This window comes from Lentzea sp. NPDC054927 (assembly GCF_053610285.1).
In genome coordinates, this window is record NZ_JBSGXZ010000011.1 from 153561 (window position 1) to 169269 (window position 15709).

General features: G+C 69.4%; 13 protein-coding genes. 2 read left to right on the plus strand and 11 right to left on the minus strand.

What is annotated here, in order from left to right; translation table 11 throughout:
* Both ACWGE0_RS19015 and ACWGE0_RS19020 read right to left on the minus strand, forming a co-directional pair.
* Nucleotides 1-837 carry a carbohydrate ABC transporter permease gene (locus ACWGE0_RS19015; protein WP_452262197.1) on the minus strand — a complete coding sequence of 279 codons (837 nt, stop codon included), beginning with the start codon at nt 835-837 and terminating at the stop codon, nt 1-3.
* Nucleotide 838: 1 nt separating this feature from the next.
* Nucleotides 839-2101 carry an ABC transporter substrate-binding protein gene (locus tag ACWGE0_RS19020; RefSeq protein WP_452262198.1) on the minus strand — a complete coding sequence of 421 codons (1263 nt, stop codon included), beginning with the start codon at nt 2099-2101 and terminating at the stop codon, nt 839-841.
* Between the two features lie 77 nt (nt 2102-2178).
* Here ACWGE0_RS19020 and ACWGE0_RS19025 point away from each other — a divergent pair, with 77 nt between their 5' ends.
* Nucleotides 2179-2865, plus strand: coding sequence for a FadR/GntR family transcriptional regulator (locus ACWGE0_RS19025; RefSeq protein WP_452262199.1), 687 nt, complete (start codon nt 2179-2181; stop codon nt 2863-2865).
* 120 nt (nt 2866-2985) lie between these two features.
* Nucleotides 2986-3912 carry a sphingomyelin phosphodiesterase gene (sph, locus tag ACWGE0_RS19030; RefSeq protein WP_452262200.1) on the plus strand — a complete coding sequence of 309 codons (927 nt, stop codon included), beginning with the start codon at nt 2986-2988 and terminating at the stop codon, nt 3910-3912.
* Here sph and ACWGE0_RS19035 read toward each other — a convergent pair.
* The 9 genes from ACWGE0_RS19035 to ACWGE0_RS19075 all read right to left on the minus strand — a co-directional run bounded on the left by ACWGE0_RS19035 (nt 3905) and on the right by ACWGE0_RS19075 (nt 15709).
* The gene (locus ACWGE0_RS19035) at nt 3905-4216 is read right to left on the minus strand and encodes a DUF6968 family protein (RefSeq protein WP_452262201.1); all 312 of its coding nucleotides are present in this window, start codon (nt 4214-4216) and stop codon (nt 3905-3907) included. The genes sph and ACWGE0_RS19035 overlap by 8 nt on opposite strands.
* A 4-nt stretch (nt 4217-4220) precedes the next feature.
* A complete protein-coding gene (locus tag ACWGE0_RS19040; protein ID WP_452262202.1) occupies nt 4221-6710 on the minus strand; it encodes a DUF7824 domain-containing protein in 2490 nt (829 codons plus the stop codon).
* Complete coding sequence (locus tag ACWGE0_RS19045; RefSeq protein WP_452262203.1) at nt 6707-7987, minus strand: SWIM zinc finger family protein; 1281 nt, start codon at nt 7985-7987, stop codon at nt 6707-6709. Before ACWGE0_RS19045 ends, ACWGE0_RS19040 begins: the two co-directional genes overlap by 4 nt.
* Nucleotides 7988-8031: 44 nt before the next feature.
* The gene (lysA, locus tag ACWGE0_RS19050) at nt 8032-9345 is read right to left on the minus strand and encodes a diaminopimelate decarboxylase (protein WP_452262204.1); all 1314 of its coding nucleotides are present in this window, start codon (nt 9343-9345) and stop codon (nt 8032-8034) included.
* Between the two features lie 110 nt (nt 9346-9455).
* Entirely contained in the window at nt 9456-10946 is a 1491-nt protein-coding gene (locus tag ACWGE0_RS19055; protein ID WP_452262205.1) for an amidohydrolase family protein, read from the minus strand.
* A gap of 79 nt (nt 10947-11025) precedes the next feature.
* On the minus strand, nt 11026-11940 hold the full coding sequence (locus ACWGE0_RS19060) for a glycoside hydrolase family 16 protein (RefSeq protein ID WP_452262206.1): 915 nt from the start codon (nt 11938-11940) through the stop codon (nt 11026-11028).
* Nucleotides 11941-12016: 76 nt separating this feature from the next.
* Nucleotides 12017-12694 carry a response regulator gene (locus ACWGE0_RS19065; protein ID WP_452262207.1) on the minus strand — a complete coding sequence of 226 codons (678 nt, stop codon included), beginning with the start codon at nt 12692-12694 and terminating at the stop codon, nt 12017-12019.
* Nucleotides 12691-15204, minus strand: coding sequence for a DUF4118 domain-containing protein (locus ACWGE0_RS19070; RefSeq protein WP_452262208.1), 2514 nt, complete (start codon nt 15202-15204; stop codon nt 12691-12693). The genes ACWGE0_RS19065 and ACWGE0_RS19070 overlap by 4 nt, the downstream gene beginning before the upstream one ends.
* On the minus strand, nt 15179-15709 hold the full coding sequence (locus ACWGE0_RS19075; protein ID WP_452262209.1) for a potassium-transporting ATPase subunit C: 531 nt from the start codon (nt 15707-15709) through the stop codon (nt 15179-15181). The genes ACWGE0_RS19070 and ACWGE0_RS19075 overlap by 26 nt, the downstream gene beginning before the upstream one ends.

Consider the following 15709-nt stretch of genomic DNA (forward strand, 5'->3'; position numbering starts at 1 on the left):
TCAGTTCTCCCTGAACGCACGGACGAGGTACGTCACGATCACGCCGAACGCCAGCACGAAGATGACTACCGCCAACGCTGAGGCGTAGCCGAGCTTCAGCGACTGGAACGCCGTCGAGTACATGTACGTGCTGAGCAGCTCGGACGAGTGGTAGGGCCCGCCGCGCGTCATCGACCACACCACGTCGAACGACCGCAGCGAGTCGATCACGATCACCGACAGCACGACCGAGTTGACCGACCGCAGCTGCGGCCAGGTGACGTTGGTGAACTTCTGCCAGGCCGTGGCACCGTCCAAAGTGGCCGCTTCGTACAGGCCGGGGTCGATGCCCTTGAGCCCGGCCAGGTACAGCACCATCACGTACCCGACCTGCCGCCACAGCGCCGGAACCAGCACCGCGTACAACGCCGTGTCCGGGTCGGCCAGCGGGCTGCTGTCGAAGATCCCGCCCGGCTGGTAGAGCACCTGCCAGATCAACGAGGTGGCGACCAGCGAGAACACCACCGGCACGAACAGCGCTGCCCGGTAGATGCCGACGCCACGACGTTCCTTCTGCAGCAACACGGCCAGCCCGAGGCCGCCGACCGCGGACAGCCCGCCGAACAGCACGAGCCAGATCGCGGTGTTGGTGACGGCGGTGTGGAAGACCGGGTCGTCGATCATCCTGGCGTAGTTGGCTCCCCCGACGAACTGGGGCGGCGAGACGCCGTCCCAGTTCGTCAGCGCGAGCCAGAACCCCTGCAGTGCGGGCCAGAAGACCCAGAACCCCTCCACCAGCAACGGGATGAGCACGAACAGCAGCAGGACCGGAGGGACCCTGGCGAAGCTTCTGGTCATGTCAGGACGACCACACCTGCTCGGCGGCCTTCTGCCAGGTCGCGAGGATCGAGTCCAGCTGGTCGGGCTGCTGGAGGAACTTGATCAGCGCCGCGTCCGCGGTGGGCTGCAGCGCGTCGCTGGAGTCGCGGTTGAAGAACTGCGTGATCTCCGCGGCCTCCTTGAGGTGCTGCCGGCCCTTGGTCACGAGCGGTGTGCCGGAGTCCTTGGCGTTCGGGTGCGTCGGCAGGATCGTGCCCGAGGAGTTCTTGATGTAGACCTCCTGTCCCTCCGCCGTCGCGGCGAAGGTCAGGAACTCCTTGAGCTCCTTGACGTGCGGTGACTTCGAGCTCGCGAAGAACCCGTCGGTCGGGCCCTCCTCCGCCAGCGCCACCTTCGGGTCGATGATCGGGAACCGGAAGAAGTCGATGTCGTCGAGCGCGTCCTTCGGGGCCGCGTCGGCGAAGAACGCGCCGGTGAGCAGCATGCCGGTGCGCCCTTGCAGCAACGCGGTCGTGGCCTCCTGGAAGCCGATCGCGGTGCCGTTCGGGTCGGTGAACGGCAGCACTTCGCGCCACGGCGTGAAGATGGCCTTCACCTTGGGGTCGTCGAACTTCTGCTTGCCCGCCAGCAGTTCGCGGTGGAACGGGGCGCCGTTGATCCGGATGTTGAAGTAGTCGAACCAGCTCGAGGCCGTCCACGGCGAGTCGGACCCCGCGCCCATGCCGAGCGGGATGACACCCTTGCCCTGCAACGTCTGGCAGAGGGTGACGAACTCCTGCCAGGTCTTCGGCGGGGTGACGCCCCACTTGGCGAAGTTGGACTTGCGGTAGAAGAAGCCCCACCAGTAGTAGGTGGTCGGCACGAACACCTTGCCGCTCAAGGTCTTGAAGGACTGCGGGTAGTCGCCCATGGTCTGCCAGACGTCGCTGACGTCGAGCAGCAGCCCCTTCTCCTCGTACCCCTTGAGCAGCGAGCCGGGGTACCAGGTGTAGAGGTCGGGCGGGTTGGCCGAGGTGAGGTAGCTCGGCAGCTGGGTGCGGAAGGTCTCGGACGCCACGGTGTTGACCGAGGCCTGCGAGCCCTTCCTGTCGTTGAACGCCTTCACCAGTGCCTCGATCGCGGCCTTGGCGGCCGGCGCGGAGAGGTTGGACTGGATCGTGGCCGTGCCCGCGGCTTGCGTGACCGGGCCGGAGGACGCCGAGGTGGCGCAGGAAGCCGTGCCGCTGACCAGCAACCCGGCACCCGCGGCGGCGGTGACGCGGAGGAAGTGACGCCTGTCCATGGCGGACAGATTGCGCCCACGTCATGATCAAGTCAAGAATAATTCATAATTTATGATGTGCCGTATGATCTGGTCCCATGAGCGAGAAGCGGCTTCGTGGCGTGCACGGCCAGACCGTCGAGGCGCTGGCGGGCCGGATCCTCGCCGGCGAGATCGGCGAGGGCGACACCCTCGATCTCCCGGCACTGCGTGAAGAACTCGACGTGTCGCTGACGGCGCTGCGTGAGGCCCTGAAGGTGCTCTCGGCCAAGGGCATGATCGACGCCAGGCAGAAGCGCGGCACGTTCGTGCAGCCGCGCTCGTCGTGGAACCTGCTCGACACCGACGTGATGCGCTGGCAGACCCAGTCCGACACCGACCCCGGCCTGTTCGACGAGCTCACCGAGATGCGGGTGATCGTCGAACCCGCCGCCGCCCGCCTGGCCGCCGAACGCGCCTCGGACGCCGACATCGAGGCGTTGTCCGCCGCGCTGGACCGGATGGCCGCCGCGCGCGACCTGGCCGCGACCGTCCGGGCGGACCTGGAGTTCCACCGGCTGCTGATGGCCGGCACGCACAACGCGTTCCTCACCCAGGTCGAACGGATCATCGCGATCGGGCTGGCCGAACGGGACAAGCTCGTGCACGGCAACGTGGACGACGACCCGGTGCCGTCACACCGCGCGGTCGTGGACGCGATCGCCGCTCGTGACCCCGAGGCCGCCTACGAGGCGATGCGGGCGCTGGTCGACAAGTCGGGGGCGGACCTCAACCGGCTGCGGTGACCTGATGCCCGGCCGGGCCGGCACCGTCGCCGCGATTCATCCACTCTTGATCGATACGACACCATCGGGCCATGCCCCGGCGGTTGTGAAGGACTTTCACGTCCGCCACCATCGGGCCTCATGCGCCTGATCACGCTCGCCGCCGCCGTCGCGCTGACGATCTCCGCCGCTCCCGCCGCGGTCGCAGCCCCCGCCGCCCCGAAAATCGCCACCTACAACGTCTTCATGCTGTCGCGGAACCTCTACCCGAACTGGGGCCAGCTCACGCGGGCCGACCTGATCGACAGCACCGGAGTCGTCAACGGCCAGGACGTGGTCGTGCTCAACGAGGCGTTCGACAACGCCGCCTCCGACCGGTTGCTGGCCAACCTGCGCGACACCTACCCGCACCAGACGCCGGTGCTGGGCCGCAGCCGCGCCGGGTGGGACGTGACGAGCGGCGCCTACAGCGACTCGACGCCGGAGGACGGCGGCGTCGCGGTGCTCAGCCGATGGCCCATCACCACCCGGATCCAGCACGTGTACCGCGGCGGGTGTGGCGCGGACTGGTTCTCCAACAAGGGTTTCGCGTACGTGCGGATCGAGGCGCCGACCGGGCCTGTGCACGTGATCGGTACGCACATGCAGGCCGAGGACTCCACCTGCACCAGCGCGCCCTCGGGATACCGTGCCGCGCAGCGTGCGGAGATCAAGGCTTTCCTGGCGGCGCGGTCCATCCCGGCAACCGAGCCCGTGTACGTCGCGGGCGACATGAACGTGGTCAAGGCGAGCGACGAGTTCCCGCGGATGGTCACCGAGCTGGGCGCTTCGACACCGGAGATCGGCGGGCACCCGTTCTCGTGGGACTGCGCGGACAACAGCGTCTGCCGCGACCAGTACGGGCCCGAGTACGCCTCCGAGCACCTCGACTACGTGCTGACGGTGCAGGGTCCGGTGCTGCGCAACGAGACCCGGCGGGTGAAGAGTCCTGAGTGGTCGATCACGTCATGGGGACGCAAGCACACCTACACGGATCTGTCCGACCACTACCCGGTGTTCGCTAACTGAGCTGGGGCGCCACGGTGAGGCCGAGTTCGGGCATGCCCAGCCAGTCCAGGGTGGTGTCCGACTCGGCCAGCTTGATCCGCACCGCGTAGACGCTGAGCAGCAACGCCTGCAGCGAGTCCACGCCGAACGCCGCCTGAACCGCGTCGTCGCCGAGGCCCACGATCTGATGTGGACACTCCCAGTCGCCGTTGCTGCTCAACGGGTCCGGCCGCGGGGCGCCGAACCTGACCACCACGTCGAACCGTGATCCGTCCGGCGCCACAGCCTCGATCTGCCGTTCCGCGATGATCTGTCCCAGGTCCATGCGTTCAGCCTAGTGCGTTCGCCAGCCGCTTCGCCTGCACGACCGCCTTGCTGGAACCCTTGCGCGCGGCGACCTCCGCGAGTCCGCCGACCTCGCCACCGGGCTTGAGCTGCTGCGCCAGTTCGACCGCGAGCTCGATGACGTCAGCGACCCTGTTGTGCGCCCACAACTTCGGCAGCGCGGACTTCACCGCGTCCCAGATCTGGGCGGACGCACCGGAACGGGCCGCGTCGCGCAGACCCGGCACCACCCGGTTCAGCGCGACGTCGCCGCGTTCGAGCAGCTGACCGAGGAGATCGCCCAGCACCTCGCCGTCGAGCTGGTCGCGGGAGGCGAGGACGAGCAGGCCGTCCACCGCACAGGCGCGGCCCACGGCCGCCTCGGCCGCGAGACCGTAGGCGAGCGCGATATGCACAGCCGGGCCGGCCGGTCCGTCAGCCTCCGCGAGCATCGGCAGCAGCGGCCCGTCGTTGCCCTTCGAGGCGATGCGGGATCGGAGGTGCGGAACCAGGTGGGCGGCGACGACCTCCCGTTGCGAGGGCAGCACCGACGGCCACCACTCGATCATCGGGCCCCACTCGTCGTACGCCCGCAGGTGCTGCTCGGGCTCTTCCAGACCAGGGGTGACGGTCACGAGCAGGCCGATGTCGGTGATCTCCTGCTGACCCCGGTAGTAGGTGGGGTAGCGGTAGGTCCGTTCCTCGACGGCGGTCTCCGGATCGGTCCGGAACGAGATCAACTCTCGCAGCCGCTCCCCCGTCTTGCCCTGCAAGGACGCGAACACCTCGGCGTCCACCTCGCGGGGCAGCCGGTGGCACGCCTGCTCGAGGTCGTTCGGCCACGGTTCCCAGCCCTCCGCCTCCGCCTCGGCCAGCCGTTCCAGCAGCGTGGCGGGGTCGAGCAGACCGGACATCGCCGTCGGGGTGGAGATCAGGGCGGGGCGCGGCGACTTCTCCAGCCCCTGCTCGATCTCGTGCAGCCTGAGGGTGAGCTGCTGGCCCACCGACCCTGATCGGGCCCGATCCAGCTGCACCAGCCACGCCTGATCGGGGTCCAGCGCCGACTCGGCCTCGTTCGGTGGAGCGGAGACGACCGAGAGGACCGCCAGGAACTCGGTCCAGGCGGTGCGCGTCGCGTGGTCCGGGTAGGTGTTGTAGGCGTCGCGGTTCTGGATCCACGGGTACTTGTCGTAGATCGGCTGGAACGCCCTGGCGATCGCTTCCCGGTCCTGCCAGGCGAACCGGACGATCGCCGCGATGATCCGTTCCGCGGTGATCGGGTCGACGTACCGGGAGTTGCGGCCGAACAACGACAGCACCTCGCCCGTCAGCTCGTCGAGGGTGGCGATCGGGTCCGGGAACAGCTTCGGGACGAACGGGACGAGCGCGGCGGACTCTTCTTGCGTAGTGGTGCTGCCGAGCTGCTCGGCCATGTCGGCCGGCAGCTGTTCGGCCAACGCCAGGAGCTCGGCCCTCGTCGAGTCGCTGATCTTCGGCAGGAGCCTGGCGATCAGCTTGACGGCCTGGCCGCGCAGGTCGTCGGACTCGTGCGCGAACAGTTCGGCGGCGGTCAGCACCACTTCGTCCGGAGTGGACTTCGCGTGCTTGCCGAGCCACGTGAGCTGGGCGCGGATGAGCTTCTTCTCGGTGCGGCCGAACACCCAGCGGCTCGCGTCGCACAGCAGGCTGAAGTCGAGCTTTTGGGCTTCGTCCAACGACTTCAGCCGATCCTGGGCGAGCATTGCGACGGTCGACCGCGAGTCCGGCAGCATCGCGACGTAGTCCCGTGCGTGAACGGCTGTTTCGTCCAACGTCACGTCGAGAGTCTTGTGCAGCGCGAGGAAACCTTCCATCTCCTTGGCGCTGCCGCCCTGCTGGAGCCGGGCGAGACAGCCGTCGAGGAGCACCTGCCGGTCTGCCCGCTCCCCCAGGAACTGCGGCCACTGCCAGGTGTTCGCGAAGATCGCACCGGCTCCGACGACCTCCAGCATGCGCGGGATCAACGCGTCGAAGGACGGCCTCCAGCGCGTGTGGCCGCCGAAGTCCATGAACGCCAGCAGGAACCCGTCCGAGTCCGGCGGGTTGTCCCCGCAGAACTCCAGCACGATCCTCAGCAGGTCGTGCCGGCCGGGCTCGCGGGTCGGCATTCTGGTGGCGATCCGTGCGACCAGATCAGGCAGCCACGCGGGGTCACGGTGCCGCAGCACGCTCAGGGCCTCGATCGTGCCGTTCTCCTGGCTCATGCGATGCCACCAGATCTGGTAGCGCACCAGCCACGGCGCGAGCGTGGACGCGTTCGGGAGCAGCCCGATGCCCGCGATGTGCATCGCCGCGTGGTGTTCCCAGTTCCGCCCGGACGCCCGGCGCTCCTTCTCGTACGCGACGAGGTCGGCGGCACGTTCCTTGCGTTCCTCCGGCGTGAGGCTCTTCAGCACCTCGCCGAGCGCGAGCAGCTGGTCCGACTCGATCAGGGTCTGGATTCTGTCGAAGTTCACGCCTTGCCCCTCACCATGTCCGCGGCCAGCACGTGCTTGCACTTGCCGCGCCCGCCGCGGTACTCGGCCCACCACTGGCAGGTGCACGCCTCGCCGTTGACGCGGTAGTCGCCGACCAGCGCGGTCTCGCCGTCCCAGCTGACGGCGTTCTGCTCGACGAGCGCCTTCGCGTTGCGCAGCCTGGGGTTCATGGCCTGGATGTCGACGCCGCCGTACGGGAGTTCGCGATGGAAGTACGACGCCTCGGCGAGGTCGTAACCCACTCGCCCGGACGTGCCGAGCTGTGCCAGCGCGTCCTTGACCCTGGCAGGGGTGAGGCCGGAGCGGTCGGCCAGGTCCGCGATGTCCACGCGGGGTTCGAAGTCGAGCAGGGCGCCGATGAGTTCGGCGTCGGTGTCGGCGTCTCCGGCCGCGAGACCGTCGAGGACAGCGCCCTCACCGGACAGGCCGCGGGTCACCTCGGGCGAGAGGACCAGCGTCAGGCGCTGCGAGCCGAGGTCGACCTCCCAGCCGCTCGCGACGGGTTTGCCGTCGGCCGGTGGGCCGTAGAGCCGGACGGCCTTCGCGAAGCGCAGCAACGGGATCAGCGTTTCCAGGCGGTTCGGGCCCGCCAGGCACACGGCGTTGGCCGAGGCCGTTCCGCTGAGCCGCAACGACTTCCCGGACGGCACCGCCCACACCGCCGCGCGTCCCTTGGGCAGTGTCTTGAGGAACCGTTGCGCGTCCATCGGGGCGAGTTCGGCCTTCAGGTCGAACTTCGAGGTGAGGACCTGGGTTTCGGCGAAGCCCCGCAACCAGCGCGGCGGCAGCGGGACCTTCTTCTCGACGACCGCGCCGTCGAGCGTGCCGAACTCGACCTGGTCGGGCCCCACCGTGAGGTGCAGCGGGTCGCCCTTGGTCACGCGGGCGAGGGCACGCCGCAGCGGCTCGTTGACGTCGACGTTCGTGGTGCCGCGATCGTGCACCTCGCCCTCGAGGGCGTCGCCCAGGACGTCCAGGCGCGCGTAAACACCGCAGCAGCCCGAGAACGACTCGAAGCGCAGCCGGTCGCCGTTGCAGGTGACGACCGGGTCCCGCAGGCGTTCGGAGGTGGGCTGGAAGTAGCGGGTGCCCGCGATCTTGGCGATGGCGAGCAACGCCGTCGCGGCCTGCTGCGCATCGCCGAGGAACCCGGTGAAGAAACGCGGGTTCGGCGCCCTGCCGCCGGAGGTCTGCAGTCCCAGGGCGCGCCGCGTCTCGTCCAGCCGGGAGTCGGCCACGTAGGCGTACGAGTGCATCGCGCCACTCTAGGGAACAAACGTTCGACTCGTCGGCGGTTTGATCAAAGGTATCGGCGCAGGAGGTCCTCCTCGGTTTCCCTGCGCACGATCGGCCTCGCGACTCCGTCCTTGACCGCGATGATCGGCGGCCGGCACACCTGGTTGTAGTTCGAGGCCAGCGCGTGGTGGTAGGCGCCCGTCGCGGGGACGGCGAGCAGGTCGCCGGCGTGCACGTCGGCAGGGAGCAGCACGTCCTCGGCCAGCACGTCGCCGGCCTCGCAGTGCCGGCCGACGACCGTCACCGGCGTGGGTTTCCCGCCGCGGCCGACGAGGCGGACCGCGTACTTGGCGCCGTACAGGGCGGGGCGCGGGTTGTCGCTCATGCCGCCGTCGACGGCCACGAAGGTGCGCGTCAGACCTCGCTTCACCGCGCACACCCGGTACAGGGTCACGCCGGCGTTCGCGACGATCGATCGTCCTGGCTCGATGAGCACGCGCGGTGGCGGCATGCGGTGAAGCGCGCACTCGTAGTTGAGGGCGCCGGTGATCCGGTGCGCGAACCCCGCGAGGTCGAAGTCCTCGTCACCCCGCAGGTACGGCGCGCAGAAGCCTCCGCCGAGGTCGAGCTGCTCGATCCTGGTGCCGCAGGACGCGATCAGGCCGACCATCCGTCGCACGGTTTCCTCATAGCTCGCCACGTGTCTGACCTGCGATCCGATGTGGCAGTGCACGCCCACCAGCCTCAACGACGGCTGTTCCACGACACGCAGGATCGCCTCCATGGCCGCGCCGGACGCGAGCGAGAAACCGAACTTCTGGTCCTCGACGCCGGTCGCGATCTTGGCATGCGTGCGGGCGTCGATGCCGGGCGTCACCCGGATCATGACTTCCTGGCCGTGCGTCGCCAACGCACCCAGTTGGGCGATCTCGTCGAGCGAGTCGACGACGATCCGGGAGACCCCGTACTCCAGGGCGGCCTTCAGGTCCTCCGCGGTCTTCACGTTGCCGTGCATGACGATCCGCTGCGCCGGGAAGCCCGCGGCCTTGGCCAGCGCGAGTTCCCCTGCCGAGGACACGTCGAGGGACAGACCCTCCTGCGCCATCCACCGGTAGACCTCGGGGCAGGGCAACGACTTGCCCGCGAACACGACCTCCGCGGCCGGCAGGGCGTTGCGGAAGGCCTGTGCCCTGCCGCGGACCGTGCATTCGTCCAGAACCTGGCACGGGGTGCCGAAGCGGGCCGCCAGCTGCGTGGCCGGGAGTCCACCGATGACCAGGTCCTGGCCGGCCAGGCGGGTGCCGTCCGGCCAGAGACCGTCTTCCAGCACCGGCTCGGTGGCGCATCCGATGCTGGGCAACAACTCGGCGAGTGTCATGCGTCCAGCACACGCCTGACGGCGGTCCGTGCCCAGATCCCGGACGAGACCCTGACACGGGTGGCCCGCACCTTGACGCGATCCTGACGATCACGGTGGCGGGGGCCACATCAGTGCACGCAGCACCCCGTCGGCGTCACCGGTGCCTCGACCGGTTCCTGGGCGGCGACCTCGATCTCCCGGAGAATGCGGGCACGATCGGCCGGGCCGAGGTAACGGCCCCGGCTGACGACGGCGTGCACGCGGCTGACGTTCGTGATGTCCCGCAACGGGTCCGCGTCCAGCACGACCAGATCCGCCTGCTTGCCGGGCGTGACCGTGCCCGTCTCGTGCTCCAGTCCGAGGCAGCGCGCGGCTTCGCTGGTGGCCGCCCGCAGCGCCGCCGTGGGCGAGAGCCCGGCCTGTACCAGGAGCGCGAGTTCGTCGTGCAGCGAGAAGCCGGGGAACACGTAGGCGAACCCCGCGTCCGTGCCCGCGACGACACCGACTCCTGCCTCGTGCATTTCGCGCAGCAGGCGCATGCGGGCGTCGCCGAACTTCCGCAGTTCCGCCACTTGCTCGGGCGTGCGCGTCGGGCGGCCGGACATGATCAGCTGCCATTGCGCGCGCAGGGCCACCGAGACGTAGCGCATCCGTTCGAGGGCCACCGGGTCGTTCGCGATGGTCTCGGGTGAGAGGGACATGTTCCGTTCGACGAAGAGCGTCGGCGACTGCCAGGTGCCTCTCTCGGCCATGGCCGCGAACAGCTTGCGGGCACGGGCCGGCGAGTGGGTGGCGACGGCGGCCCGTTCGATGCGGCCTCCGTGGCGGCCCCACCAGTTCGGGTCTGCCGGGTCGTCGGGCATGGCGCGAAGCTGGGCGTACAGCGCGTCGGCGTTGTCCGAAGTGGACGTGAACAGGTTGTAGAGGTGTTCGTGGGTGTGCTGTGCGAGCGCGTCCTGCACCGGCACGCGGGCAGGTACGTGGCCGGCGAACTGGATGTGCAGGCTGCGGGCCTCCGCGGCGATGGCGGCGTAGCACTCCGGAGACAGGAACGAGTAGACCTTCACGAAGTCCGCTCCCCCGTCCTTGGCCCTGCGCACGGCGGCGCGGGCCTCCTGCGGGGTGCGGACGATGTCCGCGCCGGGCCAGATCGATCCGGGGCCGTCGACGATCGCGCTGGCGATCACCATGCGGGGGCCGAGGATCTCGCCGGACTCGATGCGACGGCGGGTGTCGTGCGTTTCGGGCTGGCCCCACATCTCGCGGATGCCGGTGACGCCCTGGACGACGTGCAGCGGTGCGACGGTGTCCTCGAGGAACGTCGCGTGGGTGTGCATGTCCCACAGGCCGGGGATCACGTACTTCCCGGCCAGATCGATCACCCGCACGCCACGTGGGATGTCACGGTGGCGGCCGGCGGCCAGGACCCGGTCGCCGGCCAGCACGATCGTCGCGTCGCGCACAGGCGAACGACCGGTGCCGTCGATGAGCGTCGCCCCGCGCAGCACGGTCACGCCGCTCGCCGCCATCGCGGGGTGCCCCACAGCACCCAGCGCGACCGCTCCGAGTGCGCCTTTCCCCAGCCAGGACAGCACGTCCCGGCGCGCGAAATCCCCCACTGCTCCACCTTCCCCCGAAGTCCCCTGCTTTCACGCTAGCGACTTCGGGGTGGTGGAGCAGTGGGGCTAGCCGGAGTAACTACGGTCGGGTCCACACCGCCACGTAGTCGACGGCCATCGAACGGCCGGGCGTCGTTTCCGGGACAGGAGTGCCGCGGCCTGCCACGCCGTTCGGGAACGCTCCGCCCATCGCGACGTTCAGCAGGATGAAGTAGCCCTGGTGAGAGGTCATGTTGTTCCAGGAGGTCGCGTCCATCTGGTTCTGCCGCACGGTGTGGAACTGCTGGCCGTCGACGTACCAGCGCAACTGGTTCGGGCTGACCGAGCGGTCCCACTCGAAGCGGTAGGTGTGGAAGTTGCCTGGGCACTGGCTGCCGGGGCAGGCACGGGAGGCGCCGAGACCGTTCGTCTCGTTGCACGGGCCGCCGGGGTTCACGCCGCAGTGCAGCACGCCCCAGACGCTGTTGATGCCGTTGACGTTCTCCATGATGTCGAACTCGCCGATGCTCGGCCAGTTCCAGTAGTTGCCGCGGTACGGCGCGCCCAGCGCCCAGAACGCGGGCCAGTAGCCGAGCGCGCCGGAGCCGGTGATGTTCGGCATCTGGATTCGGCCCTCGATGCGCAGCACGCCGCCGGCCGGTGCCTTGAAGTTCGCCCGGCGGGACTCGATGCGGGCCGACGTCCACTCGCCGTTGGCCGCGCGCAACGGCACGATCCGCAGGTTGCCGGTGCCGTCGAGGCGCAGGTTGGCGCGGTCATTCGTGTAGCGCTGGATCTCCCCGGTGCCCCAGTTGCCTGGGCCGCCGGGGTAACCGTGGCCGGTGTCGACGATCCAGTTGTTGGTGTTCGGCGCGGTGTTGTTGGCGCCGTTGAAGTCGTCCGACCAGGCCAGCGACCAACCGGGCGGTGTCGGTGGGACCGCTGCTTGAGCGACGCCGGACAGTGGGAGCGCTAGGAGCAGCGCCAAGAGCGCATACCGAAGTTTTCGAGCCACGATGATGACCTCTCTGTCACTATCGCACGGCAGCGGACCTCCATGGAAGCGCTCTCACACCCTCCGCGTCAACCGCTCACACCTCGAACCGGTAGCCCATTCCCGGTTCGGTGATCAGGTGACGCGGGTGCGCGGGGTCGTCCTCCAGCTTGCGGCGCAGCTGGGCGAAGTAGACGCGCAGGTACTGGGACTCGTTGACGTGCATCGGTCCCCACACCTCCTGCAACAGCTGCTTCTGCGACACCAGGCGTCCCGGATTGCGCGCCAGGATCTCCACCAGACCCCACTCGGTCGGGGTCAGGTGCACCTCGTGGCCGTCGCGCCGGACCTTCTTCACGGCCAGGTCCACGACGAACGACGACGTCTCGACCACCGGATCACCCACCTCGCGTGCCAGCCCGCGCCGCACGGCCGCACGCAACCGGGCCAGCAGCTCGTCCATCCCGAACGGCTTGGTCACGTAGTCGTCGGCGCCCGCGTCCAGTGCCTCGACCTTGGCCGTGGAATCGGTGCGGGCGGACAGCACGATGATCGGGATGCTCGACCAGCCGCGCAGACCGGCGATCACGTCCACGCCGTCGATGTCGGGCAGGCCGAGGTCGAGCACCACGACATCGGGCTTGCCCTCGACCGCGACGCCCAGCGCGGATCTGCCGTCGTAGGCCGTCATCACGTCGTAGCCCCGCGCGCTGAGGTTGATCCTCAACGCGCGGACGATCTGCGGTTCGTCGTCAACCACCAGTACAGAGGTCATGGCCTCTCCTCGTAAGCGGGCAACGAGATCACCACGGTGAGCCCGCCGCCCGGTGTGTCTTCCGCGCTGATCTCCCCGCCCATGGCGGCGGTGAAGCCCTTCGCGACGCTCAGCCCGAGGCCGACGCCGGGGGTGGCGTCGCGGTCGCCGAGTCGCTGGAAGGGCGCGAACACCTTGTTCCCCGCCTTCTTCGGCAGGCCGCGCCCGTGGTCCACGATCCGCAGCTCCACGGACGATCCGTGGCGGCTCGCGCGGATCGCGACCGGTGACGGACGGCCGTGCCGCAGGGCGTTGTCCACCACGTTCGCGACCACGCGTTCCAGCAGGCCCAGGTCGGCGAGCGCAGGTGGCAGATCTTCGGCCACCTGCACCGACACCTGTCCCGCGATGCCGGCGAGCGCCCGAGCCACCACCTCGTAGTAGCCGACCGGCCGCAACACCGGTTCGACCGAGCCGGTCGCCAGCCGCGACGAGTCGAGCAGGTTGTCCACCAGGCCGGCCAACCGGTCCGCGGACTCCTCCACCGTCTCCATCAGCTCTGCAACGTCCTCTTCGGACAGTGGCAGGCTGGAGTCGCGCAGACTCCCGATCGCGGCCTTGATCGACGTCAGCGGCGTGCGCAGGTCGTGGCCGACCGCCGACAGCAGAGCCGTCCGCAGTTCGGTCGTCTCGACCTTGCGTTGCGCGTCCCGGGCCTCGTCGGCCATTCGCTGCTGCCGCAACGCCATCAGCGCCTGCCCGGCCGCCGCTTCCAGCACGCGTTGATCACTGGCGGGCAGCACGCGGCCGCGCAGCGCCAAGTGGATGTCGGACGTGACCATCACGTCCGCGTCGGCCTCGTCCGGTTCGTCGCACGGCCGCGGCCCGACGCACGCCACCCGTTCCCACGCGCCACCACGGCGTTCCAGCAACGCCACCGACTCCAGGCCGAAGTTCACCCGGATCTTCTCCAGCAGCCGCGCCAACGGGTACGGCGAGGTCAGCACCGTGCGCGCATAGGAGGCCAGCAGCGCCGCCTCGGTCCTTGCTCGCGCGCCCTGCTCCCCCAGCCGTGCCGCCCGGTCGACGGTCAGCGCCACCGCCGTCGCCACGATCACCATGGCCACCAGGGTGATCACGTTCTCCGGGGAGTTGACCGTGAGGCTGTAGTAGGGCTCGGTGAAGAAGAAGTTCAGCAACCCGGCGCCGAGGAACGCGCAGACCAACGCCGGTCCGAGCCCGCCTGCGATCGCGACCACGCACGTGACCAGCAGGAACGTCACCAGGTCCGTCGAGTAGTCGACCTCGTCGCGCCACAGCATGCCGAGCCCGGTGACCGCCACCGGCAGCAGGAGCGCGAGACCCCAGCCGATCAGCCTGCGCCGCAACGACAACGGGTCGGTGCCGATCTTCCACCGCAGCCCGCGCCGTGACTCGTCGTGCGTGACCATGTGCACGTCGATCGCGCCGGACTCCTGCACCACCGCCGCGCCGATGCCCTCGTCGAACGCCCGCGCCACCCGTGACCTGCGTGAAGTCCCCAGCACGAGCTGGGTGGCGTTCACCCCGCGGGCGAACTCCAGCAACGCCGTCGGCACGTCGTCGCCGACCACCGAGTGGAACGTCGCGCCGACGTCCTCGGTGATCTTGCGGGACCGGGCGACGTGCTCGGGCGTGACGCCGGTCAGCCCGTCGCCGCGCATCACGTGCACCACCAGCAGTTCCGCGCCCGCCCTGGTCGCGATCCTGCGCGCCCGGCGGATCAACGTCTCGCTCTCCGGCCCACCGGTGATCGCGGCGACGACCCGTTCCCTGGTCTCCCAGGTGTCGGTGATCGACTTCTCGCTGCGGTACCGCTGCAGCGCCACGTCGACCTGGTCGGCCACCCACAGCAGGGCCAGCTCGCGCAACGCCGTCAGGTTGCCGAGCCGGAAGTAGTTGCCCAGCGCGGCGTCGATGCGGTGCGCCTGATACACGTTGCCGTGGGCCAGACGCCGCCTCAACGCCTCCGGGGTGATGTCGATCAGCTCGACCTGTTCGGCGCGGCGGACCACCTCGTCCGGCACGGTTTCCCGTTGCCGCACACCGGTGATCCGTTCCACGACGTCGTTGAGCGACTCGAGGTGCTGGACGTTGACCGTGGACAGGACGTCGACGCCGGCATCGAGCAGCTCCTCGACGTCCTGCCACCGCTTCTCGTTGCGCGAGCCCGGCGCGTTGGTGTGCGCGAGCTCATCGATCACCGCGACGTCGGGCCCGCGCGCCAGGATCGCGTCGACGTCCATCTCCTCGACGTCGAGACCGCGGTGCCGCACCACCTTGCGCGGCACCACTTCGAGGTCCTGGAGCAGCTGAGCGGTCTTGTCGCGGCCGTGGGTCTCGACGAGCCCGACGACCACCTCGGTGCCGCGCTCCCGGCGCCGGTGGGCCTCGCCGAGCATGGCGAACGTCTTGCCGACGCCGGGAGCGGCGCCGAGGTAGATCCTCAGCTCACCCCGGCGACCGTCAACGACTGGCGCTGTCGATGGCACGGTTCAGCGCAGTGACGTTGACGGTGGTGGTGAAGGTGCCTTCGGTGTTGGCAGCGACCAACTCACGCACCTTCTCCACGGACAGCCCGGACGCGCGCGCCACGCGGGGCACCTGCAACGCCGCGTAGTCCGGGCTGATGTGCGGGTCGAGACCGGATGCGGACGCGGTAGCGGCGTCCTGCGGCACCTGGTCCTCGGGCACGCCCTCGCGTTGCGCCACGGCGGTGCGGCGCTCGGCGATGACCTTGGTGTAGTCCTCGTTCAGCTCACCCTTGTTCGAGCCGCCGGACGCCGGCAGCGTCGCGGCTGACGGCCGTGGCACGAAGTACTTGTCGCCTTCACGGGTGACCGCGACGAGCGTGGTGTCCGTCGCCTCGGCGTTGGCGTGCAGACCGGGGAGCCGCGAGACGCCCCACACCGCCATCGGGTACAGCACCCCGACGAGCAGGGTGAGTGCGAGCAGGATCCGCAGACCCGCCCACGACTGCTTCAGAAAGTTCCGCAT

Bases quoted from the DNA above. Each gene is read 5' to 3' on its own strand.
- ACWGE0_RS19015 (WP_452262197.1), bottom strand. From the start codon at position 837: ATGACCAGAAGCTTCGCCAGGGTCCCTCCGGTCCTGCTGCTGTTCGTG.
- ACWGE0_RS19020 (WP_452262198.1), bottom strand. From the start codon at position 2,101: ATGGACAGGCGTCACTTCCTCCGCGTCACCGCCGCCGCGGGTGCCGGG.
- ACWGE0_RS19025 (WP_452262199.1), top strand. From the start codon at position 2,179: ATGAGCGAGAAGCGGCTTCGTGGCGTGCACGGCCAGACCGTCGAGGCG.
- sph (WP_452262200.1), top strand. From the start codon at position 2,986: ATGCGCCTGATCACGCTCGCCGCCGCCGTCGCGCTGACGATCTCCGCC.
- ACWGE0_RS19035 (WP_452262201.1), bottom strand. From the start codon at position 4,216: ATGGACCTGGGACAGATCATCGCGGAACGGCAGATCGAGGCTGTGGCG.
- ACWGE0_RS19045 (WP_452262203.1), bottom strand. From the start codon at position 7,987: ATGCACTCGTACGCCTACGTGGCCGACTCCCGGCTGGACGAGACGCGG.
- lysA (WP_452262204.1), bottom strand. From the start codon at position 9,345: ATGACACTCGCCGAGTTGTTGCCCAGCATCGGATGCGCCACCGAGCCG.
- ACWGE0_RS19065 (WP_452262207.1), bottom strand. From the start codon at position 12,694: ATGACCTCTGTACTGGTGGTTGACGACGAACCGCAGATCGTCCGCGCG.
- ACWGE0_RS19075 (WP_452262209.1), bottom strand. From the start codon at position 15,709: ATGCGGAACTTTCTGAAGCAGTCGTGGGCGGGTCTGCGGATCCTGCTC.